Below are 22767 nucleotides of genomic sequence, written 5' to 3' on the forward strand. Positions count from 1 at the left end.
TTTCATGCAGAATCTCCTGCTCGTATCTTAAGAGAAAATTCTACTTTTAGATCCTATTATTTTTAGGGGGGATTACCTATCTATTAAGGAATATATGGCATCTGTAGCGTAGTTAAGTTGTTAGGTGCTAAGGCCTATACCAATTAATTAAAATATGAGTCAAGAAAGAATGATTTACGCTTATCACAAAAGACCTAAACCCTTAATTGATAAAAATATCAAAATTTTACTTCAAAATCCTCGGACTTTTGCTGGTGGCCATCTAAATATAGGGAATGAATTAGACTATGAATACTTTTTTGAAGTCAAAGACTTAAACTCTAATTTACTTGGATTTTTATGGTTTGAATTCAATTCGCAAAATAATACTGTTGAATTTAATTTAGGTAAATCACCATCAGCCAATAAATTTAGCAGATTTACAGAAAGCATTTTAAATGATTTAGATGATATAAAAAATTATTTACCAAAAGAATGGTTTAATAATAGTATGTGGTTAGTAGGTATTAAATCGGTTAATCCCAAGAGAGAACAATTAGAGAAAGTATTAATTTCCAATGGTTGTAAGCGTCCGCTGAACCCCACTTTTTCTAACTCATTAATACCGCGATAGTGTCCACTAAATTTAAGTGGACACCTATTTATGGATTTAAAGACAGTTATAGACAGTACAGCAACGCTAAAAAAGCCCCGTCGAACCTTCACGGCTGAATTTAAACATCAACTTATTCAGCAATGCCAGCAGCCAGATACATCGGTGGCTAAGGTAGCAATGCAACATCAGGTCAATGCGAATCTGTTGCATAAATGGATTCGTCAGTCCAGATCAATGCCCTCTGCATTAACACCCCCCTCCATTCCACAGACTGACTTTCTTCCGGTCATTCTTCACCCGACTCCAGTCAAACAAGAAGCACCTCTACCACCTGTGCCAGAGAAGAAAGCTGTCGCTCATATCAGGATTCCATTACATGAGGCACCAAGTTCCGCAAGGGATCAGATGATCGAGATCGACTGGCCGGTGGAGTCAGTAACTGAATTACTGTTGCTGATCCAGGGTTTGACTCAATGATTCGTATTGATGAGATCTGGTTGTCTACCCAGCCGATGGACATGCGTGCAGGGATGGATACAGCCATGGCTCAGGTGCTGAGAGCCTTTGGCTACATCAAACCGCATTGCGCTTACCTGTTCTGTAATAAGCGTGGCCATCGTATGAAAGTGCTGGTGCATGATGGACTGGGTATCTGGCTGTGTGCCCGGCGGCTGGAACAGGGGAAATTCCACTGGGCTAAAGTTCACCAGGGTGAAAGTATGGCGATCAGCCCGGAGCAGTTACAGGCACTGATCCAGGGTTTGCCCTGGCAAAGAATCGGACTGCAGCAAGTGGTAACAATGCTCTAAACCAGGCTCATCCATTCTGCTATTCTCCAAACGTTCTATTTCCTCTGCATCATGACCTCAGGCATACTGCGGTCATGAATACGCTGCCTGATTTAAGCCAACTGACCCATGAACAACTGCTGGAATTTACCAGACAGTTGGCGATGCAGCATCAGTCTCTGGCACAATCTAAACAACAACTGGAACAATCAAATCAGCAATTAGATGCCAGAGTTCAACATCTTGAAGTCACCAATCAGCAATTAGATTCTAAAGTTCAACATCTTTCTATTCTCAATCAAAAATACGAGCATGAGCTTGCACTATTTAAACAGCATAAATTCGGCAGTAAAAACGAACATCTCACCGCAAAACAAATCCATCTCTGGGATGAAGCGGTTGAAGAAGATATTGCAGCGGTTGATCTGGAACGACTGAATGCAGATAAAACCAATGCAGCTGCACAGAAAGCCCCAGTCAACAAACCTAAACGTCGGCTGTTGCCAGATCATCTACACACCCTCCGTATTGAGCATGAACCTGAATCAACACAATGCAGTTGTGGCTGTACCTTGCGTCGTATCGGTGAAGATGTCAGTGAAAAACTGAATTTCAGACCGGCACAGTTCTATAAGGAACAGCATGTGCGTGGTAAATGGGTCTGTGATCAGTGTGACACTCTGACTCAGCAAGCGATGCCAGCCTATGTGATTGATAAAGGCATTGCTTCACCTGAATTGCTTAGCCATGTGCTGGTGTCAAAGTATGCCGATCATTTGCCTTTGTACCGTCAACGTCAAATCTTTCTACGCGCAGGTGTTGATCTGTCTAGATCAACGTTATCTGACTGGATTGGCCGCTGTGGGGTGGAACTGGAACCTCTGGCCAATGCCTTAAAACAGGTGGTACTGCAACAGCAGGTGATCCATGCAGATGAAACACCGGTGACGGTCATGCAGATGGGTGAAAATGAGAAAAAGCCCAAAAAAGGTTATGTCTGGGCCTATGCCAGCACACAGTACAATCCAGTTCAGGCAGTGATCTATGACTTTCAAGATAGCCGTTCTGGCCAGCATGCTGAAGACTTCCTGAAAGGCTGGCAGGGTCATTTGGTCTGTGATGATTACAGTGGTTATAAAGCACGCTTTAGATCAGGTCAGGTCATTGAGGTGGGCTGCATGGCACATGCACGTCGTAAATTCCATGAACTACATGTGACCAAGAAAAGTCAGGTCGCTGAACAGGCATTAGTGCTGATTCAGAAATTATATGCGATAGAAGCAGAATTAAGAAAAAAGACGGATGGTACAGCGGAAGACCGCTGCGAATACCGACAACAGCATAGTCAACCGGTCATGCAACAACTATATGAATGGCTCAACCAACATCAGCTGACGGTGCCATCGAGTTCTCCAACCGCCCGGGCGATCAATTACAGCCTAAAACGTTGGACTGCTTTAAGCCGCTATCTGGATGATGGCAATCTACCCATTGACAATAATTGGATAGAGAACCAAATGCGTCCCTGGGCCTTGGGGCGTAAGAACTGGCTATTTGCAGGTTCGCTGCGCAGTGGTCAACGAGCTGCCAATATCATGACTTTAATCCAGTCAGCAAAGCTGAATGGCTTGGATCCGTATGCCTATTTAAGTGATGTGCTGAAAAGGTTGCCAACACATAAAGTGCCCCAAATAGAAGAATTACTACCTCACCGCTGGAAACCTGAACCCCGTTAAAACTTGGCGATGGCGTTCAGCGGATGCTTACATAAATCCGAGAATTATCGTATGATTTAAAAAAATCAAAAGAATAAACGGTAGTCGACGCTTTTTATGCCTAAATACATCCGTAGCACCTTGATGATGACCACTCTCGTTTCGCTTTTGAGTGGTTGCCAAGTGGTCAGTGTGAAAAATCAATCACTGAACGTCACAATTACCAATGAGCGTGAGAGTATTTTAACGCGGGATAAGCTCAGTGAAGCGAGTCTAAACGTACTGTCTATGACAGGTCGAGAAGCCAAAATCTGTTCAGAGCAACCTGAAGAATGTGTCAGCGAACTCAGACAAATTCCACAAATTCAGGATGAACAACTTCTCTCTACTGCCAGCGAACTGTATCTCGCTAAAGCAATTTCCTTAGAAAAATCATCTGCCTGTAAAGTGAGTATTTTAGCCAAGACCCAGTCTGCAGAAAAAAAAGCGCTACAAAAACAAAACTACCAAAGCTGCCTAGATCAGCAACTCGGCATGCTAGATAAAAGTATTCGTTATAGTTACGCCTACATGTTTAACACCAAACGTGGCCCCCAAGATCGTATTTTTGATAACCGACAAGTCCAACTCCGTGACTTTTATAACCAAGCTATCGCTAAACTTGTACATAGTTATGGACTACGCCATGGACCTTCTGAAGTCGGTAATCAAATCAAAGTGGGACAAAGTATTTACCGCATAAATTATGATAACTACCCACTTTTAAAAAACCGTCAAGTTGAACAACTGATGTCAACTTACAATATGAACTTTTCCGGCCTGCGCTCTATCACACGTCGCGATGGTTTTGGTTCAGAGTTTCTGATTGTCCTCCCACCTGAGCACAACGACACCTCACCCGAAAAAGCCAAATATATTGTCGATCCACTGCATTATCAGTATACCAATGGTCGTAATCCCAACATTCACAATGCCCGTTATTTGGCGGCAACCATTACCGCACAGCCACGCTCTGCATCCAGTATCGATGAGATCTTAAACAACCCTGAGTTTGAAATCTCAGCTTATGATCCCTATAAGTTTGAATCTGCGAAAATTGCAGGCAAAAGTTACCCTCTTGCTGCAAACTTTTCTGCACCTTATGGCTTATGGTTGGCACAAAACAATTTAGGTAAAGCCGCGTATTTATCACTGATTGATCGTGATGCACGCCTCACCATGCCGCACCTATACATGCTTGAGCCGTACAACCCAAATAAAAAAGTGGTGGTGCTCGTTCACGGACTAGCCAGTAGTCCAGAAGCATGGATTCGCCTGACGAATGATGTCATGGGCGATCCCGTGCTACGTGAACACTATCAAGTCTGGCAAGTGTTCTACTCGACCAATATGCCAATTTTGGAAAGTCGTTTCCAAATCTATGCAATCATTCAACAAAGTTTTAATTTGATCGACAGCAAAGCGCCTGCCAAAAAGCATGCTGTACTAGTGGGACATAGTATGGGCGGCATTATTGCACGGCTTTTGGTAAGCGATGCTGACTTAACCCCTGCGGCAATGAAACTGCTACCCAATCGACGTGTGCAACAATTTAAAAATGACCCTCTGTTTAAATCACGTCTCGACATTCAACCGATTCCAAACTTCAGTCGGGCCATTTTCTTAGCAGCGCCACATCGTGGGACAGAGTTTGCTGACCGCTGGTTTACTCTTGCGGCACGTAAAGTTATTCGTCTACCAGGTGCGTTTTTGGGGGCACTGACCGATGTTATACAAAGTAGTGACCCTGACCTACAAGCCTTCATTAAAGATGTCGATAATGGACTCATTCAAAATGGACCAAGTGATCTCAGCAAAAACTCTAATTTTACTCGGTTAACTAAAAACGTCGTTCCATACAAAGGCATGAAATTCCACAGCATCATGGGGAATGCGACCAAAAGTGATGACCTCAATATCATTACAGACGATGTCGTGCCTTATACGAGTGCCCATCTAGATGGTGCATTGTCTGAGAAGATTATTAAAGGTGGACATTCTATTCAAGAAACGCCTGAAGCCGTTCTTGAGTTACGTCGTATCCTGCGGTTGCACCTGACTGAACTCGGTCTGTATAAGCCTTAAATCTTAAAAAGCCTAAACAGATGTTTAGGCTTTTTATTTTTGCTTTACACCTAACGCCTACAACAATAATCACTTGGCTGTTTAACAACTGTTCGCTTTATAGATGATTTATTGTTTAGTCGTTTTCAATTTTGCTAAGATATTGCCATTCATACAATAGCTGTTCATAGCGCATAAATACACACGGTAAGCGGTGTCGCTCGGTCTATTTTTATATTGTGTATTTTCAAAGATTTAAGGATTTCACCTACATGAGCAATTCGGGAATCATAACTGATTTGTCCACCCTCACTCCCATGATGCAACAGTACATGGGCGTCAAAATGCAACATCCGCACTCTTTGATGTTCTATCGTATGGGTGACTTCTACGAGCTATTTTTTGAAGATGCACACAAGGCCGCTAAACTTCTCGGGATTACCCTGACCCATCGTGGCAAAGCCAATGGTGAACCCATCCCTATGGCAGGTGTTCCTTACCATGCAGCTGAAGGCTACCTTGCTCGCTTGGTGAAAAAAGGCGAAACCGTCGTTATTTGCGAGCAAATTGGTGAAGTCACAGGTAAGGCCCCTGTTGAACGTGGCGTTGTCCGGATTATTACCAATGGTTTTGAAGAAAATGATAATCAAGATTTTTTAAAGCCAATAAATTAAATATACAAAAAGAGCCTACAGTTATTTGATAATGGCTCTTTTTTGTATTCAAAAATCATTTCAAATATTTATATTGTATGATAACTATGTAAGTAATCCTGTTTCTATTTTATCTGTCATATTTCGTATGAATGAATGATTACTAGCCAAAAGCTCATCCCACATATCGAGACAGTAACTTAGTATTTCTTCATTTTCATCATTTTCTGCTTGATCATACAGTTGCTGAATGACTCTCGTTATAGCATCTGTATCTAAATTATTCATTAATTCTTGAGTTTTTAACTTAAGAATATTTTGGATCATAATCATAATGAGATCACTAAATTGAGCCATTGTCGGGCTTTCTTCTATAGAGTGTAAGACAGTATAAACATTATGATTTAATGCTTTTGAATGGACATAAATTTCAAAAAATTCCCTGGAATATTTTTTTGACCAAAATTTTTGACCGAAAAATCTTCCCATTTTTTTCAGAATATCTTCATTTTCTAAATTGACTAATATTTCAAAGATAGCTTTTAACTTTGAATGGTCAAAACCTTTAGTATCATCTCCCAATAGTTGATTTATGACAGAAGCATATCCCAAAAGGCTTTCTACATTTTTGGATTCAAGTCCTAGTTGAAGTTCTGTCTCAAATAAATCATTGAATAGCCATCGAGCAATGACTTGTTTATGACCCTCTTTTTTCACATCTTCATACTTAGATTCGAGCATAGTTTTGACAAGAGATATAAATTGTTCTCTATATTGACCTGTAAAAGCATTATTAAAATAATAATGATAGCCATGACTTAGAGTATTTCTAATGTCTTTTAGACATAATTCGGCTTTGTTGCACAAAGATTTCATAACTATATGATTTTAAAAGTTTTGATTATTTTTTGATCTAAAGTTAAATCTATTTAAATCAGATGCTTACATATTTATGCAACAAAGCCTAATAAAAATATAAGGTTGCCAACTTACTTTAATTTAACAACTAAATAAGGCTCACTTTATCCTAAACTTTAATTAACTCACCCACTTATCATTATTCATAGCCAATGTTTTTACTAGGTCAAAAATTTTAGTAACTTTTTCTGTAAACATAATAAAATCATAGCTATTTGGTAAATCTACATCTAAAACTTTAGAAATTTCACGTTTTACAATCTCGCTTTGTTGAGTATCCTTCCACCAATCCTGAACCAAAACTTTAGGTGTTGTATTCAAAGACTATCTGCTGCTGTCCAAAGTTGATCTTCTAGCTGTTTTAACTCATTAATGTTCATAATTTTTCCAAATTAATTTATATATCTGATTTGCTCATTTTCTTTAAGCATTTATTCCAGTTATGCCTTTTGTAAAGACAAGATGAATTTCTGAATCATCTCTCTTTCAGACTCTGGTAACGCTTGAATAGATTTAGCAATTGGGTCAGTGCCTAAATCTGAATACTGATCAGTACGCCCAAGCAGGTAATCACTTGAGACATTCAGTACTACCACCAACTTATAAAAATTTTCTAAAGACGGCTTACGAGAACCTGCTTCAATATGTGAGATTGAAGTTGATGGAATCCCTGTTTTTTCAGCAATATCCTGCTGTGTCATTTTTCTTTGTGTTCTTATTTCTTTGAGCCGTACACAAAACAGCTCAGAATCCATCTCAATCAACATAAAACACCATAAACGACAATAATAACTTGACTATATCGACAAGTTTTCATATATATATTCACAGTATTTTATTGTCTATTTCGACAAAAAGACATCATCAAAAGAAATTAAAAGAGGAAATTTAATATGAAGAATAGTGTATGTGCATGAGTGTCTTATCTCGACAATAAAACACTCATGCTTTTCATCTTAAGTTACTGAAATGAAAGATGTAAAATTTCGACGTTTTACCTTTGCATTCTTTCATAACAGACCATTGAAGTAAAATTATCTTGGAGTCTATTATGAGCAGTTCACCGAGCCATATCCCTATTTCTGTACACCCAGCTATTCGAAATTTAAATGTCAGTCAAATTTCTAAAATGATTGCAACAAAAATTATTGAAAAAACTGAATTAAATTTACAATATAACTCATCATTTTGCAGACAGCTCAATGTTGCTACAGACCTGAACACATATGAGACTTTAGCTTATTACATTGATAATCGGTATTTCGAAAAATATGGTTTTAATGGATCTGGACTCATCAACTTTAATGAAGTCTATGATGAGCTATACTGCGAATTTAAAAACAAAATAAAATACCAAATGAATTATGGTGCAAGTTGAGCAACATAAATAAGTCTAAGATAACTATATGATTTTAAATACATTCATATTGTTCATCAACTTGCTCATGCCTATTCAGCATGAGCAAGTTGAATATTCATGAATTTCATATAGTTAGATCCATGTAGATCAACTTATTCATGTTGATTACATCGATCAATATAGTTTTAGAAATGTGTCGGCTCATCTAGTCTATGAATCTTAGGCAATGCCCAAAACCATACTTTTTCACCATAAGGCCTAAAAGGTTTAATATTTAATCTTTCCTGTGCACGCCGTATAGATGATAAACTCAGATCAGCTTCTTTAGCATGCAACTGAAAGTCATAGATGGGTGGGGGGTACGAAAAAGTTAAAAAAAGTTTCAAAACCCTGACCACTCGCCCCACGCATTTATAAAAAATTTGTGTTCCAGTAAAAGTTAACTTTTTAACATATCGGGAAATCCGATTTTAGCGGTGAAATATACGTGCCGTAAGGCTTGTGGCGTATTTTGATTTTAACTTTATGATGTTAATAATGCTTGTTTTTAACTTTGGTTGCGCACTTACATCTTGTCCAAAGATATTTGAGCTGCGCATGTTTGACAGCATTCAGTGAATATTTACCGCGGATATTTTTTAACTTAGCTTCAGCCTCTAGTTTTTTGAAAAGATGCTGGGTCATTCCCGGTATCGATTCACATATTTGAGAAATATTTAATAAAGCATCCTTTTGGCTTTCAAAGTGTTGCTTTAATACCGCTGTGACCTCTTGGCGAATAATTTCACGTAACTCAGCCTCTTGGATTGTTATCAGTTTTATCTCTGTCATAGTTAGCCTACTAATTTTGCATATTTGAATTGGATAACATCTTCCCCTAAAAGCTGTTTGGTAAAATCATACGGCGATACATGATTAAATCTATTTGCGTCTAGATAATCACTCCACCAATTAACCATCGCTTTACGCTCATCTAAATACTCAGCTTGATGTGTATAGGCAAGTCGCACTTGATCACGCTCTTGATGACTCATTTGCTTTTCAACAGCTTCTTTTTGGAACAGAGTGCTTTGCACTAATGCTGAACAAGCCATTCCTCGAAAGCCATGACCGCATATATCTTTTTGAGTGTCATAACCTAATCTTCGTAAAGTATTATTGATAGTGGACTCGCTGATAAATCCATTCAAATTTCCATTTTTGGGGAATATATTGGGGGACGTGCTGCTATACGTTTTTAATTCTCCGAGAATATTTAAAGCTTGTTTAGAAAGTGGGATAAGGTGTATTTCTCTCATCTTTGCACCGCGCTGAGAAAATCTTTCACCTGGTACAGGATCCCTTTCCGCAGGTATACTCCAGATTCCTTTGTCTAAATCAAATTCATCCCACCGAGCAAATCTGAATTCACTAGAGCGAGTAAATGTGTGTAGTGCAAAACGCATACATAGCTTAGTCAACGGATGACCCTGATCAGCTTCAATTCGCTGCAGTAATTCTGGTAATTTTTCCAAGGGTAACTGAGGATGATGTTTCGGCTTTTTGGTTTTTACAAAGATATCTTTTAAAAAGTACGCCGTATTGGTTTCAGTGATACCACGTGAAATAGCGTATGCATAAATACTAATAAGACGTTGACGTGTCTTTTTGACAACTTCTGTAAATCCTTTTTCTTCAATGGAGCGGATTAATTGTATTAATTCTTTAGGCTTAATTTCGTCAAACGTCATATTTCCTATTTGACTAAAAACGTAGTGGTTTAAGTTTAGAAGAACTCTTTCTGCTGTGTCCTCACCCCATCTACCAGTAGTTTTGTATTCTCTGTGCCACTCTCGGGCAATACTTTCAAATGTCACAGCTTTTCCTTTATTGGATCGCTGGTTGTTTAGATGTTCGATGGGATCTATATTGGAAGCGATCAATGCTTCAAACTCACGGCGTTTTTCTCTGGCATTTTTTAATGAAAGTGCAGGGTACTGTCCGAGCGTGATGTTGCCAACTTTTCCATTAGTCTTTTTATACTTGTAGCGCCACACTTTGGTACCGCTTTTTCGGATATATAGAATCAATCCATTCCCATCAAAAAGTGAGTAATCTGAATCACGCGGTTTTGATGATGAACATTTAGATTCTGAAAGAGGAACAACGGTTCTTGCCATAATATTTTTTACTTACATTATTCACCTGTCTGTATACTCATTTGTGTACTTAAATTTTGCAACTGTGTGTGTGATGCTACAACTATATGTTGCTATGTTCTTACAAAAAATAATTATTAATCATGGTTTTATAACTATATTTTGGCATGTTTTAGCATTATCTTTGTGCGCGCTGAGCGCACCAAATTTCCATAAAAGAAAAGCACAACCTAGCTGAAATATAAAAATACTTGAAAAGTATATAAAAAATTAAGATAAACGTTCGATGCTATTTGCCATAGCGTGTTTGATTATTTCAGCCTATAAAGCTCACATATTTTAAAAACTCAAACATCTGAGGGCTGCTAGATGGGCTATATCGTTAAACTCATACCAGAAAATCTTTATTTTGTGCCACATGATAATGAAATTGGTACAACAGAATTTCGAAGTAAAGCGGTTGCTGAAGGTTTATTTTATGACTATGCAGCAGCTACTGCTATGGCGAAAATGTATAACAAAGATATGGTGCAAGATGTTGATTATGAAATTGAATTGATAGAGTAAGAATTTAATTAATTTTTTACTGAGGTTGCATTGTAGTTATATATATTTTGCTTGTTGTGGCAAGCGCATAAAATTATGCAGTAAATACCAAACTAATCAAGATGATTTGTGCTGAGCAATCGTATTGAAATGTAGTAGGGCCTTGTGGCGATCAAAAACTTTACCTATATTAAAACTACAGTAGGTCATTCAATGAAATAGACGCTACGATGAAGTTGGACGGATCAATGACAGCTCGTTGAGTTTGCAACATAGGTTCAAACAATAAATCAGCACTAGCCTTCCAACATAAAAAAGCTCGCAGCAATGCGAGCTTTTTCTATGCTAGAATAAAGACCAAGCAACTTTACAGTGATTTTGTAAGTTGTAAATAAAAATTTTAAAAAATATGATGTTGAAATATAACGATAATTAAATTGTTCTTTAAAAAATTACTACATTGTCAAACAATTTAACATCTCACTTTTTTAAAAAATTTATAAGCTATGGTATAAAAAATTTCCGTCAAGAAAAAAAGGGAACAACAATGACGCAACTAGTCGATATTAAAGTTAAGGACCAATTCAGCCATATTTACGAAGCAAAGGCATTGCTGCGTAATATTCCAGAAAGCTCATTGGCCGCGGGTTTGGCACTTTTCCACAAAATTGAACATATTATTGTAGAGGGTGAAGTGATTTTGCCAAGTATCGAACTTTTATTTGAAAGTCGTGAATCTGACAGTATTTTCCGTGTTTTGGAGTAAATTTTTGTGATTCCAAGATTCGTTTAAAGAAGCTCACCTTGATGAGCTTCTTTTGTTTTGGGTCGATATTTTTTACAGAAGCAAATGCAGCAATATGCTGACCAACTTTATTATTAAAATATCAATCGATTCGATTTGATCATTTGCCATTTTCAATCAGCTGAATACTTACATCGTATTTATCAAATTCTTGAATAACTTTCTGAATGACTGTTTGTCCTATTGAATCTTTGGCCTGAAAACTAATTTCCTGATTCGTCTGACTATCAAAACATTCAATTTGCTGAATTTGCCATTGCTGTGCGTCAGCGCTTTGTTGAATCACAATTCGACGAGGTTGCAGTTGTGCAGAAATTTGACGTGGCAATACATTAGTGATTGCCAGTTGTACTTGATGCTCTTGGTCTTTCGGGCTTAAAAAGGTAATAACCCAATTGCCCACTTTGCTTAATTGCATTGGATTGTCGTAAGCATCAAACTCTAAAAAAAATGCATTGCCCATGCCTAAACCCTAGCTTCAACAATTTTGGATAATCCCTATATCGCTGATTTGGATTGCTTAGAGCTATGCATCTAAAGTCTTAGTTTATGCTGGAATACTATACTTACAGTCTATTTTAGATTTCAAATCTATATGAAAAATAATAAAAAATAGAATAGACCTAAGTTTATTTATGGTTTTTTAATCGTTTAAAAGACTTAGAGTGAATTAAAAACATCTAAGCGTTAAGTAGGATTAAGTTTCTGTAAAGAATAATTAATTTGCTGCAAAACTCGATTTAACTCTTTAGGTGGCAAACGCGTTTCTTGCAAAGAGGTAATCCACTGCATTTGGCATAGTTTTAAACTGCGAATATCTTGCGATTGTAAAATGCGCTGAATTAATTGCTTGGCCATGAGCCCACAATGACGCTGCAAAGTATCCATCATTAAAAATTTAATATCTTCAAAACTTAGGGCTGAAATTTCTAGTTGAGCTGCTTCATGCTGTACAGTTTTTTCTTCTACCACTGTTTCTGTGGATGTTACAGCTTCGGCGTATGTTTCTGTATTTACACGTGGTGGGGTAAGGTGTAAATGTTGTGTTTGAATCGGCGCTGCCAAACTTTCTGCATGAGAGGGCTGGGGAGCACTGGAAAGATGAGTTTGAATTTCAGTTTGAAAAACCTGCGGGGCAGAAGTAGTTTCTGCTTGATGTGTATTTTCGATTGTTGCTGTAAGTGTTAAGTCTGGGGTTTCATCAAGCGCAGCAGGCGCAATGAGTTGCATATCTAAAAGCTGCTCAATGAGTTCAGGTGGTGCAAGGCGTTGCTTGAACTGATCACCCAATAAATCAAAATCTTCAGTACCTATGAGTACTAACAAACGACGTTGGCGTGCATTTAAATCACGAGTGCGTTGTTGTAGAGCATCTAAACCGAGTTGAGTTTTTTGATAATTAAACATGACCTTAATTTATTCCCCAATAAATTAAGGCACAGCTTAAATGTTGATAATTACATTAATATGAACAATTTATGACAAGTAAATGCAATAAATTTCACTTGAAACTTTTATAAAGTTTGAATTCGGGTATTTTCTAAGGCTTTGCGTAAGTATGGGTCTAAATCTTCTTGACGTAATAACCATTGCACATAATCTGCAGGGAGTTCTGCAATTGCAGTCCCGCGATGTTTACCAAAATTAATGATTTGTGGAATACGCGCTTCTTCAGAAGCGACATACAACTCTTCAAGACTTTTAATTTGGAGTTGATGAACTTCATGCATCAAAATATTGGCCGTTAAAATAATATCCATATCGGCACGATGTGCTTTTTTAATCATGTCTCGGGCTTTTTCACTGCCTTTGGTTATCATGTAAATTAAGGCTGAAATATTGTGTGCTTCGGCATTCGGCCAAACACGACGTGCCAACGCCAGCGTGCAAATCGCTTTGATATTACGGGTATCTACACCACATTTTTCCAGTGCACGAATATCATAATCAATATTGTGACCGATGATATAGGTCGTTTCAGCAGGCAACTCAAAACTGCTGTAGTGTGGTTGATCGACCAAATCTGACTCTAAAATATGATGAACTGCCATCGCTGCAAATGAAATCGGCTCATCGACTTGATACAGCTGATCGAAAATTTGACTTTTATCTAAGCTGATTTTTCCATCTTCAATTTGAATAGGGGCATAGGCAATCTCAATCGGTTGACCATTTAAGGTATGGGTTTCGGTGTCGAGAATAATGGCTTGCATGTCCTGATTCGCTTGCTGAATAGTGAAAAAAGCAATCTAACATTTGCATGTACGTATGACAAATTGAATTAGATTGATGTTGGATATTTGATGTGTGATGAATCTTGCATTTTATTTGTAAGTATTTGATTTTAAATAAAATGCATTTGCATATTAATTGACGTAATCTTGCTTGAATTGCTAAAAAAGCGTACAACTATAAATTGCGAAGGACGCATACATAACAATATTAAGAGAAGGGCGAAGCAATGAAAAAATATGGCTGAGTGTGGCTTTGGCCAGCAGTAGTTTGTTGTTAACAGCATGTAATGATGATCATGACGATACTAGCGTTGTAGTAATTGATGATGGTATTCCGAAACATAGTATTATCAATCCTTTGGTGCTTACACCTAAAGCTTATGATGCGTCAGATATGTCAGCAACAGCAGCGGAAAGTGTCATAATGACCTATAAAATGTTAGGGGTAAATGGAAATGAAGTACAAGCGACTTCTTTGTTATTTACACCTAAAACAGCACCACCAATCACGGGTTGGCCTATTGTGGTTTGGGCTCATGGCACGACAGGTGTGGCAGATGATTGTGCACCGAGTAAAGCACCTTTAAATATGTATATTAAGGGGATGATTGATCAATTACTGGCAGCAGGTTATGTCGTGGTCGCCCCAGACTATGAGGGTTTAGGTGAGCCAAGTGAAAATGAAGCCCATCCTTTCTTAAACTTGCAGAGTACTGCATTTTCTATTACAGACGCGGTGGTTGCAGCACGTAATTATTTGGGTAATCAAGCCGCTAAACAATGGATGACTGTAGGACATTCGCAAGGTGGACATGCTGCATTAGGGGCTGCGCAGTATGCTTCACGTGCTCAGTTGGATTATAAAGGTACGATTGCGATAGCCCCTGCTTCTAATTTAGCTGCGATTTTGACCATGGGAGAACAGCAGGCAGCTCAATTAACAAATTTAGAAGCAAAAATTAATACTTTAGCTATGCTGGATACATATACAGCACTGATTACGGCGGGTCTAAGAAATAAAAATCCTAGTCTAAGTTATCAGCAAGTGTTTAAATCTCCAACTGATGGGATTGCTGCACTTGCAGACACTGAATATTCTGATATTTTAGGTGTTAAACTAGGGGTGGCAATGGGGCAATACGCTGCTGGAAATGAGTGGAGTATCGATGGGTATCCTCGGACGCAACCGAATTTCTTAAGCTTGGCAGATGTGAGTCAATTTTTATCGAAAGATTCACAACCATTACAAGTCAAAGTTAATTAGCTAGTTATTATTTACCAAGGTGGAGCTGATGCGGTGGTACCTAAAGTTGCAACAGATTTATTGTTGAGTGGTGCAGCAGCAAAGCAATCGAGTATTCAATATCATGCAGAAGCAACTTGGGATCACCACACGGTCTTAACAAATAATATTGAATATATCGTTAATGATGTAAAAGCTTTAATGCCTATTCAATAAGTCTTTGAATACCGATATAATATTGAATTGATCTGAAATAGCTCGTGTTTTATCCGAAACATGAGCTATTTTTATGTAAAACTGAGCAAAGTTCATTCTCTCAGTTCGCAAACTTTATGCTACAATACGCGCCAATCTTAGCACGGCTTAAAAGCCCTAAATTAATAGGACCTCGCTAATGTTTGCCAATATTTCTATTGCCGAATTTGATCCAGAATTAGCTCAAGCGATCACCAATGAAGATGCGCGTCAAGAAGCTCATATTGAGTTAATTGCTTCTGAAAACTACTGCTCACCTGCAGTAATGGAAGCACAAGGTTCAAAACTTACCAATAAATATGCAGAAGGCTACCCAGGCAAACGCTACTACGGCGGTTGCGAGTACGTAGATATTATTGAACAACTGGCGATTGACCGTGCTAAAGAACTCTTTGGTGCAGATTATGCTAACGTTCAACCACACGCAGGTTCGCAAGCAAACTCTGCAGTTTACTTAGCCTTACTTAACCCAGGCGATACTGTATTGGGCATGAGCTTGGCTCACGGTGGTCACTTGACTCACGGTGCAAAAGTAAGCTTCTCTGGTAAAACGTATAATGCTATTCAATACGGCTTAAACCCAGAAACTGGCGAAATTGATTACGAAGAAGTAGAGCGTTTGGCGCTTGAACACAAACCACGCATGATCGTTGCGGGTTTCTCTGCGTATAGCCAAATTGTAGACTGGCAGCGTTTCCGTGACATCGCAGACAAAGTAGGCGCATATTTATTCGTAGATATGGCTCACGTTGCGGGTCTAGTGGCAGCAGGTGTTTATCCTAACCCTGTACAAATTGCAGACGTAACGACCACTACTACACACAAAACATTACGTGGTCCACGTTCTGGTCTAATCCTTGCTAAAGCCAACGAAGAGATCGAGAAAAAATTACAATCTGCTGTATTCCCAGGTAACCAAGGTGGCCCATTGGTACACGCAGTTGCAGCAAAAGCGATTTGCTTTAAAGAAGCAATGGCGCCTGAATACAAAGCTTATCAGCAACAAGTTGTGAAAAATGCACAAGCAATGGCTGAAGTTCTTATTGAACGTGGCTATGATGTGGTATCTGGCGGTACGAAAAACCACTTGTTCTTGCTTTCTTTAATCAAGCAAGATATTACTGGTAAAGATGCAGATGCATGGTTAGGTGCGGCGCACATTACTGTTAACAAAAACTCAGTACCAAATGACCCACGTTCTCCATTTGTAACCTCTGGTATCCGTATTGGTACACCAGCAGTAACTACACGTGGTTTTGGTGAAGCTGAAGTGCGTGATCTTGCAGGTTGGATTGCAGACATTCTTGACAGCAAAGGTGACGAAGCTGTAATTAATACTGTAAAAGCAAAAGTTGAAGCTGTTTGCGCGAAATTCCCAGTTTACGCAAAATAAGCACATCCTTGAGAAAAGCCCCTCAAGGGGCTTTTTTTTATGGATGTAAAAAAATGATTCTTCATTCAATAAGCTGAATTTCTGTTATAACTTAAGCGTATTGAATATGAGGGTAGATAAGCTGATTGATTCAGTGTTTGTCTAATGACAGGAATATAAGTAAATGATTAAACCAAAGATTATTATTTCAGAACAAGATTTGCATCGTTTAGAAACAATGCTTGAGCATCAACCAAAATTGACGCCTACGATGCAACATTTAGAAGATGAGTTAGCACGTGCCGAAGTCGTTGCTCCTCAAGACGTACCTGCAAATGTAGTGAGTATGAATGCCCGTGCGTTGATTACCATTGCACCTGCAAAAGAACCGACTGAAATTACCTTGGTTTATCCACATGATTTTAAAGGTGAGAAAGGACAGGTGAATGTGGTTGCACCTGTAGGCACGGCCATTTTAGGTTTAGCTGAAGGGCAAGAAATTGAATGGCCACAGCCAGACGGTCATTTGATGAGAGTCAAGATTGAGAAAATTCTGTATCAACCAGAGCGCGAAGGGGATTATTTATAATCCTGCGTTTGGAACATTCAAAGGCCATGTAGATCATGGCTTTTTTATGCACTGAAATTATCAATTAGGCTTTAACACATGGATGAGTGAGCATGAATATTAATTAGCCTTGAATGCAGATCGAAATAAAAAATTGCAAAATATTACATGACCTTAGCCATAAAACACGTACTATAAAATCAGAAACGAGGGTTGTATTGGTCTATGTCTCAGTTTGAAATTTTACCAGCCTTGCAAGATATTCCAGTCGATCGTACTGAGCTATTGGCTATTCAGCGTAATGACTTGGTGCCTTTGCTGAATGATCAATATCGTTTAAATCATTATGCAGATCAGCTGATTCAGGCACAAGCAGTATTGTTGGATGGTGTAGATCCGCATTTAACCCAACAATTGAGTGCGACCATTGAGCAACTCATACAAGCCTTGGGTAATTCTAAAAAAGTGTTGAAGCAACGTAAGTTCAATGCGCTGCAAAAGTGGCTGGGTATTGATTTGGAATATGGTGCAGGGCAGGTGCAATACTATAAGCATCTAGATGTTTTGTTACAGCAAGCAGATACGCTGAGTCAGAAGCTACAAATTGAGATTCAAAAGTCCCAATCACGTTTTCAGCAGCTTATTGGTTTACGTGAGCAAATGGCCAAATATATTCAAGCGGCTGATGAATTTTTATTGGAATATCCTAAGTTTGTGCGTAATCAGCATCCCTTAGATAATTTTAACGAAAGACTGACCAAGAAAATTTATAGTTTAAAGACGTTGCAAAGCAGCAATGATATTGCCATTACACAAATGCAACTTTCACAGCAACTTTCTTTTAGTTTGTTAGACCGTTTTAAAGAAGCACAACAGGTGTTGATTCCTGCATGGCAATATCATGTTAAACAAAGTCAGCAAAGTGGTTCGCACAGTCAGTTAGAAAAGCTGGATCATAGTCGTGAACATTTAATTAAGAGTTTAAGAAAATCCTTAGAAAAGCCTGCGCAATCGTAATGCGTTCAGTCTTGCACTATAGAGAGGTAAAAATATGTCAACTTCTGAACAACATCAGCTATCTGTCCAAGTGAGTGATGCGCAGGCTGAACAGCAGTTTCAGCAACTTAATTTGCAGGAAATTGGTTTGCAGGCTGAAGATTTTCAAGAGGTATTGGCTGTGCGTAAAGAGTTGAGTGATTTGAATCATCATGCAGTTGCAGAATATGGAAAAAATATTGCCAGTAAAACCTCAGCTTATACCGATGAGCTTTTAGGCTTAGTACAAAATAAAGATTTAGATGTGACTGGGCAGAAGCTGAATCAGGTGGTGCAGGTTGCACAGCAGTTAAATACCAACAGTATTTTAAATCCACAAAAAAGTAGTGGTTTCTTAGGTGGTTTATTCAATAAACTCAAAGGCGCTAAGCAAAGTTTTGATCAAAATTTTAACAGTACCAAAGAGCAGATTGATAGTTTAGTCACTGAAATTGAAAGCTCACAAAATGGTTTAAAAACCCGTGTAAACACGCTTGATCAAATGTTTCAGGGTGTGCAGGATGAATATAAGCAACTAGGAGTTTATATTGCAGCGGGCAAACTAAAGCAGCAGGAAATTCAGCAGCAACTCGCTGAATTTTCAGCACAACCCCAAGACCAAACCACAACGCAAAAAATTTATGACCTGAATCATCTTGCCAATAATTTGGAAAAACGGGTCAGTGATTTACAAGTGTTGCAGCAATCTGCCATGCAAACTTTACCTATGATTCGGATTATTCAGTCCAATAATTTAATGTTGGTCGATAAGTTTTATGCGATTAAGAACATTACTTTACCAGCGTGGAAAAACCAGATCAGTTTAGCAATTTCTCTAAACGAGCAGAAAAATAGTGTGCAGTTGGCCAACAGTATTGATGATGCCACCAATGAATTGCTACGCCGTAATGCAGACTTATTACATCAAAATTCTGTAGATACCGCCAAAGCCAATCAACGTTCGGTGATTGATATTGAAACCCTTGAACACGTACAAAATACCCTCATTAAAACGGTTAATGATGTGATTCAGGTGCAAAAAGAGGGGATGCAAAAACGTGCTGAAGCAACTACACGTCTGCGTGCTTTGCAGGATAATCTGAATCAACTGGTCATTAGTTCCAGTCAACATTCAGGCCATTAATGGGCAGGTATTGTAAATTTAATCTGAAAATTGCTGAATAGGAGTTTAATTTTGCCACCACTCGATGAATATGCCATCCAGCCACAACAGTTGCAAACAGGTGTTGTGGCATTACAGCAGCGCCAAAAAAAGCTGGGTATTTTGGCAGTAGTGTCTATGACACTTTTGCTAGCATCGGTGATCGGCTTTTTTATTCAGCAAGACGTAATTTACAGTTTTTTTGGCTTAAGCACTGAAGTTCAGCAGTTACACATGCCAGCAAGTGTGGATGCGACATTAGCCAATTTAGGGCAGCAGCCTGATTATTTTTTTAGCTTGTTGTCTTGGTTTGGCTGGCTGATACTGAAATTATCGGTCTCATTCATTGGCGCATTTTTCCTTATTTATTTGCTTAAAAAAATACGTTTTTTTTATATTCGCTTTCAGTCTTTTGTGCTGAAATTTGTAGGCTGGTTAATCAGTTTTATTGTGTTATGGTCGGCTTTGAGCTATGTACAGCATGATCTGCAAGATGATACGCAGGATGTGTATGCCAAAATTGTGCATTATGAGCGCAATATTCAGGAAAGCGAACTGGCACGTTATTTACAAGAGGCCGACCTTGCTGCACCAGTGGAAGCCTATTTGTTGGCACAAACTGCGCTGATGCATCATCCTGCAGATAAAGATGCAGCTATTCCACAAGTGCTGAATTTGGTTAAAGCAGAACAGCTAGACCCTCAGTTTTTACATTATGGCTTTAAGCCTGAGCAGTTATGGACGATGCAGCAACAGGTTTATGGAAAAGCACTAACGCCTATGGCACAAAGTGTAAGTAAACAAGTGCAGCAAGCCGAACAATTCAATACAGTGGCACATTATCTTAGTCTTGCGCTCATTGTTATGATGGCAATTGTTTCGGCATTTTTGTGGTTTTTATCATGGCACTTGCAGCAGCGCATCTACCGTATTCAACAGCGTTTAGAATAAAGTAGGATTAAAACGTGATTTCGTAGTAATCGCTTCAGCAGTCACACCTAAATTATGTTATTGTGAAATATGAATGATTTAGGTGTAGTTGCTGTGTTCAATGAGTGTCGCTAAATTTTATGCAGTATTTGTAAAATTGAGCAACCATTTGAAAAAACGATCATAAATATAAAAATAAACCGTTTCACCTATACATGAAATTTTCGTAAGATAACTTCAACGACATAATTTTACTCCATTGGAGACGTTAGCCATGTTAGATCAAAATACTTCTGCACAACTTAAAACTTTATTAGAACGTCTTGAAAGCCCGATTGAACTTGTGGCGACTTTAGATGGTTCAGATAAATCTGCCAAAATTAAAGAATTGGTCGAAGAAATTGCGGCACTTTCGCCTCAAGTTACTGCACGTTTTGACGGTCAAAATTCACGTGCACCAAGTTTTGGGATTGCAAAAGTAGGTGAGCAACCGCGCGTATTTTTCGCAGGTTTGCCAATGGGACATGAATTCACTTCATTAATCTTGGCTTTATTGCAAACTTCAGGTTATGCACCAAAAGTATCGGATGAAGTTTTAACGCAAATCAAAGAATTAAATCTTGCATCTAACTTTGATGTGTTTGTATCGCTAAGCTGCCATAACTGTCCAGACGTGGTGCAAGCGTTGAACCTGATTGCGATTTACAACCCAGGTACAACTGCAACCATGATTGATGGTGCTTTCTTCCAAGACGAAGTTGAGCAACGCAAAATTATGGCTGTACCAATGGTATTCCAAGATGGCAACCATATTGGTCAAGGTCGTATGACACTTGAAGAGATTGTGGCTAAATTGGATACAGATTCTGCAAGCAAAGATGCTGCAAAATTGAATGCCAAAGAAGCGTTTGATGTCTTGGTGATTGGTGGTGGCCCTGCAGGTAATACTTCTGCAATTTACTCTGCACGTAAAGGTATCCGTACCGGTATTGTGGCTGAGCGCATGGGCGGTCAGGTTATGGATACGATGGACATTGAGAACTTTACCTCAATCCAGAAAACCCAAGGTCCAAAATTTGCAGCAGAAATGGAAGCACACGTGCGTGAATACGATGTAGATATTATGAATCTACAAAAAGTATCTGCAATTAAAGGTGCTGATGAAACTGCCAATGGTCTGGTTGAAGTGACTTTGGAAAATGGTGCAGTACTTGAATCGAAAACGGTCATCTTATCTACAGGTGCACGTTGGAGAGAAATGAATGTACCGGGTGAAGCAGAATACCGTACTCGTGGTGTAGCGTATTGCCCACACTGTGATGGTCCATTATTTAAAGGCAAACGTGTTGCAGTAATTGGTGGTGGTAACTCTGGTGTAGAAGCTGCGATTGACCTTGCAGGAATTGTAGAGCATGTGACTTTGGTTGAGTTCGATACTAAATTACGTGCTGACCAAGTCTTGCAAAACAAATTAAATAGCATGCCAAATACAACCGTGATTACCAATGCATTATCGACTGAAGTGATTGGTGATGGTGCACAGGTCACTGCATTGAAATACAAAGACCGCGAGACAGATGAAGAGCATACGGTTGAACTTGCAGGGATTTTCGTACAAATTGGTTTATTGCCAAATACGGACTTCTTAAAAGAGTCAAAAGTAGAGTTAACGAATCGTGGTGAGATTGTGATTAATGAGCGCAACGAAACCAATGTAAAAGGTGTATTTGCTGCGGGTGACTGTACAACTGTACCGTACAAGCAAATCATTATTGCAACTGGCGAAGGCGCGAAAGCATCACTTTCAGCATTCGATTACATCATCCGTTCAGGTCAGTAAGTGCTGAACCCATCGAACTAAAAGGATAGCGCCTGAGTTCCCCAATACTCAGGCGCTATATTCGCTAAAGTGCGTATCTGCACAGTATTGATTATTTATTCTATTTTTTGTTTTAAGAACTGAGTCGGCTAACAACTCAGTTCTTTTTTTCTTAAATAGTCCGCTTTATTTCTAAGTTACGATTGGACTTTCTGAAGATAGTTCCAGGCTTGCTTTAATGACTTGGATTATTTTGTCCAAACAGATTCAGTTGCTTAAACTTTTCTTGCAGTTGCTCCTTGGTTTCTACATGCTCAGGATGCGGAATAATGCATTCAATTGGGCAGACAGATACACAGGTTTGATAGTCGTAAAATCCAACACATTCCGTGCAACGATCTACATCAATTTCATAGACCTTTTCACCCTCATAAATCGCTTCATTCGGGCATTCTGGCAAACACATATCGCAATTGATGCATTGATCGGTAATCAGTAGTGCCATTGCAGAAACTCGCTTAGTTCATT

At 38.8% G+C, this 22767-nt stretch carries 23 protein-coding genes and 2 pseudogenes; 16 read left to right on the top strand and 9 right to left on the bottom strand.

The annotated features are described in order from the left end of the window. The first annotated feature begins 154 nt into the window (after positions 1-154). From HHA43_RS10350 to HHA43_RS10375, 6 genes and pseudogenes are all read left to right on the top strand, one after another. Positions 155-613: a hypothetical protein gene (locus HHA43_RS10350; RefSeq protein ID WP_168542570.1), complete on the top strand. Its 459-nt coding sequence runs from the start codon at positions 155-157 to the stop codon at positions 611-613. Positions 614-643: 30 nt separating this feature from the next. Next, complete coding sequence (gene tnpA, locus HHA43_RS10355) at positions 644-1072, top strand: IS66-like element accessory protein TnpA (RefSeq protein ID WP_046128035.1); 429 nt, start codon at positions 644-646, stop codon at positions 1070-1072. Further along, positions 1069-1404 (top strand): IS66 family insertion sequence element accessory protein TnpB, encoded by a 336-nt coding sequence (gene tnpB, locus HHA43_RS10360; RefSeq protein ID WP_000618090.1) that lies wholly within the window; start codon positions 1069-1071, stop codon positions 1402-1404. Before tnpA ends, tnpB begins: the two co-directional genes overlap by 4 nt. A gap of 74 nt (positions 1405-1478) precedes the next feature. Further along, entirely contained in the window at positions 1479-3119 is a 1641-nt protein-coding gene (locus HHA43_RS10365) for an IS66-like element ISAba17 family transposase (protein ID WP_168542572.1), read from the top strand. 96 nt (positions 3120-3215) lie between these two features. Beyond that, positions 3216-5222 carry an esterase/lipase family protein gene (locus HHA43_RS10370; protein ID WP_168370627.1) on the top strand — a complete coding sequence of 669 codons (2007 nt, stop codon included), beginning with the start codon at positions 3216-3218 and terminating at the stop codon, positions 5220-5222. Positions 5223-5473: 251 nt separating this feature from the next. Then, positions 5474-5845 (top strand): annotated as a pseudogene (locus HHA43_RS10375) (DNA mismatch repair protein MutS); the annotation flags it as partial. Positions 5846-5959: 114 nt separating this feature from the next. Here the strand turns inward: HHA43_RS10375 and HHA43_RS10380 are convergent. The 3 genes from HHA43_RS10380 to HHA43_RS10390 all read right to left on the bottom strand — a co-directional run bounded on the left by HHA43_RS10380 (position 5960) and on the right by HHA43_RS10390 (position 7539). Next, a complete protein-coding gene (locus tag HHA43_RS10380) occupies positions 5960-6730 on the bottom strand; it encodes a hypothetical protein (RefSeq protein ID WP_228284179.1) in 771 nt (256 codons plus the stop codon). Between the two features lie 162 nt (positions 6731-6892). After that, positions 6893-7093: a hypothetical protein gene (locus tag HHA43_RS10385; RefSeq protein ID WP_168542576.1), complete on the bottom strand. Its 201-nt coding sequence runs from the start codon at positions 7091-7093 to the stop codon at positions 6893-6895. 119 nt (positions 7094-7212) lie between these two features. After that, positions 7213-7539 (bottom strand): helix-turn-helix domain-containing protein, encoded by a 327-nt coding sequence (locus HHA43_RS10390; RefSeq protein WP_168542578.1) that lies wholly within the window; start codon positions 7537-7539, stop codon positions 7213-7215. A gap of 284 nt (positions 7540-7823) precedes the next feature. On the opposite strand from HHA43_RS10390, the gene HHA43_RS10395 reads away from it, so the two are divergent. After that, positions 7824-8150, top strand: coding sequence for a hypothetical protein (locus HHA43_RS10395; protein ID WP_168542580.1), 327 nt, complete (start codon positions 7824-7826; stop codon positions 8148-8150). A gap of 513 nt (positions 8151-8663) precedes the next feature. Here the strand turns inward: HHA43_RS10395 and HHA43_RS10400 are convergent. Further along, positions 8664-8963 carry a hypothetical protein gene (locus HHA43_RS10400; protein ID WP_216076201.1) on the bottom strand — a complete coding sequence of 100 codons (300 nt, stop codon included), beginning with the start codon at positions 8961-8963 and terminating at the stop codon, positions 8664-8666. Between the two features lie 2 nt (positions 8964-8965). Continuing rightward, a complete protein-coding gene (locus tag HHA43_RS10405) occupies positions 8966-10291 on the bottom strand; it encodes a tyrosine-type recombinase/integrase (RefSeq protein WP_168542582.1) in 1326 nt (441 codons plus the stop codon). Positions 10292-10639: 348 nt separating this feature from the next. Here HHA43_RS10405 and HHA43_RS10410 point away from each other — a divergent pair, with 348 nt between their 5' ends. After that, positions 10640-10837 (top strand): hypothetical protein, encoded by a 198-nt coding sequence (locus HHA43_RS10410; RefSeq protein WP_168461177.1) that lies wholly within the window; start codon positions 10640-10642, stop codon positions 10835-10837. A 526-nt stretch (positions 10838-11363) separates the two neighbouring features. Further along, positions 11364-11582, top strand: coding sequence for a hypothetical protein (locus HHA43_RS10415; protein ID WP_168419226.1), 219 nt, complete (start codon positions 11364-11366; stop codon positions 11580-11582). A gap of 139 nt (positions 11583-11721) precedes the next feature. On the opposite strand, the gene HHA43_RS10420 is transcribed toward HHA43_RS10415, so the two are convergent. The 3 genes from HHA43_RS10420 to HHA43_RS10430 form a co-directional block, all read right to left on the bottom strand. After that, entirely contained in the window at positions 11722-12084 is a 363-nt protein-coding gene (locus HHA43_RS10420; protein WP_168419227.1) for a hypothetical protein, read from the bottom strand. Between the two features lie 224 nt (positions 12085-12308). After that, entirely contained in the window at positions 12309-13028 is a 720-nt protein-coding gene (locus tag HHA43_RS10425; protein ID WP_168461175.1) for a hypothetical protein, read from the bottom strand. A 107-nt stretch (positions 13029-13135) separates the two neighbouring features. After that, a complete protein-coding gene (locus tag HHA43_RS10430) occupies positions 13136-13834 on the bottom strand; it encodes an exonuclease domain-containing protein (RefSeq protein ID WP_168461173.1) in 699 nt (232 codons plus the stop codon). 256 nt (positions 13835-14090) lie between these two features. Between HHA43_RS10430 and HHA43_RS10435 the strand changes: the two are divergent. The 7 genes and pseudogenes from HHA43_RS10435 to ahpF all read left to right on the top strand — a co-directional run bounded on the left by HHA43_RS10435 (position 14091) and on the right by ahpF (position 22260). Continuing rightward, a pseudogene (locus tag HHA43_RS10435) lies at positions 14091-15314 on the top strand (alpha/beta hydrolase). 178 nt (positions 15315-15492) lie between these two features. Then, positions 15493-16746, top strand: a complete 1254-nt coding sequence (gene glyA / locus HHA43_RS10440) for a serine hydroxymethyltransferase (RefSeq protein WP_019836649.1) — start codon at positions 15493-15495, stop codon at positions 16744-16746. Between the two features lie 163 nt (positions 16747-16909). After that, on the top strand, positions 16910-17314 hold the full coding sequence (gene rnk / locus HHA43_RS10445; protein ID WP_168461171.1) for a nucleoside diphosphate kinase regulator: 405 nt from the start codon (positions 16910-16912) through the stop codon (positions 17312-17314). A gap of 204 nt (positions 17315-17518) precedes the next feature. Next, positions 17519-18310, top strand: coding sequence for a tellurium resistance protein (locus HHA43_RS10450; RefSeq protein WP_168461169.1), 792 nt, complete (start codon positions 17519-17521; stop codon positions 18308-18310). A gap of 34 nt (positions 18311-18344) precedes the next feature. After that, positions 18345-19472: a toxic anion resistance protein gene (locus HHA43_RS10455; protein ID WP_168461167.1), complete on the top strand. Its 1128-nt coding sequence runs from the start codon at positions 18345-18347 to the stop codon at positions 19470-19472. Positions 19473-19523: 51 nt separating this feature from the next. Continuing rightward, positions 19524-20441 carry a hypothetical protein gene (locus tag HHA43_RS10460; RefSeq protein ID WP_168419234.1) on the top strand — a complete coding sequence of 306 codons (918 nt, stop codon included), beginning with the start codon at positions 19524-19526 and terminating at the stop codon, positions 20439-20441. Positions 20442-20694: 253 nt separating this feature from the next. After that, positions 20695-22260 carry an alkyl hydroperoxide reductase subunit F gene (gene ahpF / locus HHA43_RS10465; protein ID WP_168461164.1) on the top strand — a complete coding sequence of 522 codons (1566 nt, stop codon included), beginning with the start codon at positions 20695-20697 and terminating at the stop codon, positions 22258-22260. A 214-nt stretch (positions 22261-22474) separates the two neighbouring features. On the opposite strand, the gene HHA43_RS10470 is transcribed toward ahpF, so the two are convergent. Then, positions 22475-22744, bottom strand: coding sequence for a YfhL family 4Fe-4S dicluster ferredoxin (locus HHA43_RS10470; RefSeq protein ID WP_168419236.1), 270 nt, complete (start codon positions 22742-22744; stop codon positions 22475-22477). Positions 22745-22767 lie beyond the last annotated feature (23 nt).

This window comes from Acinetobacter sp. A2 (assembly GCF_012371325.1).
In the GTDB taxonomy this organism is placed as follows: domain Bacteria; phylum Pseudomonadota; class Gammaproteobacteria; order Pseudomonadales; family Moraxellaceae; genus Acinetobacter.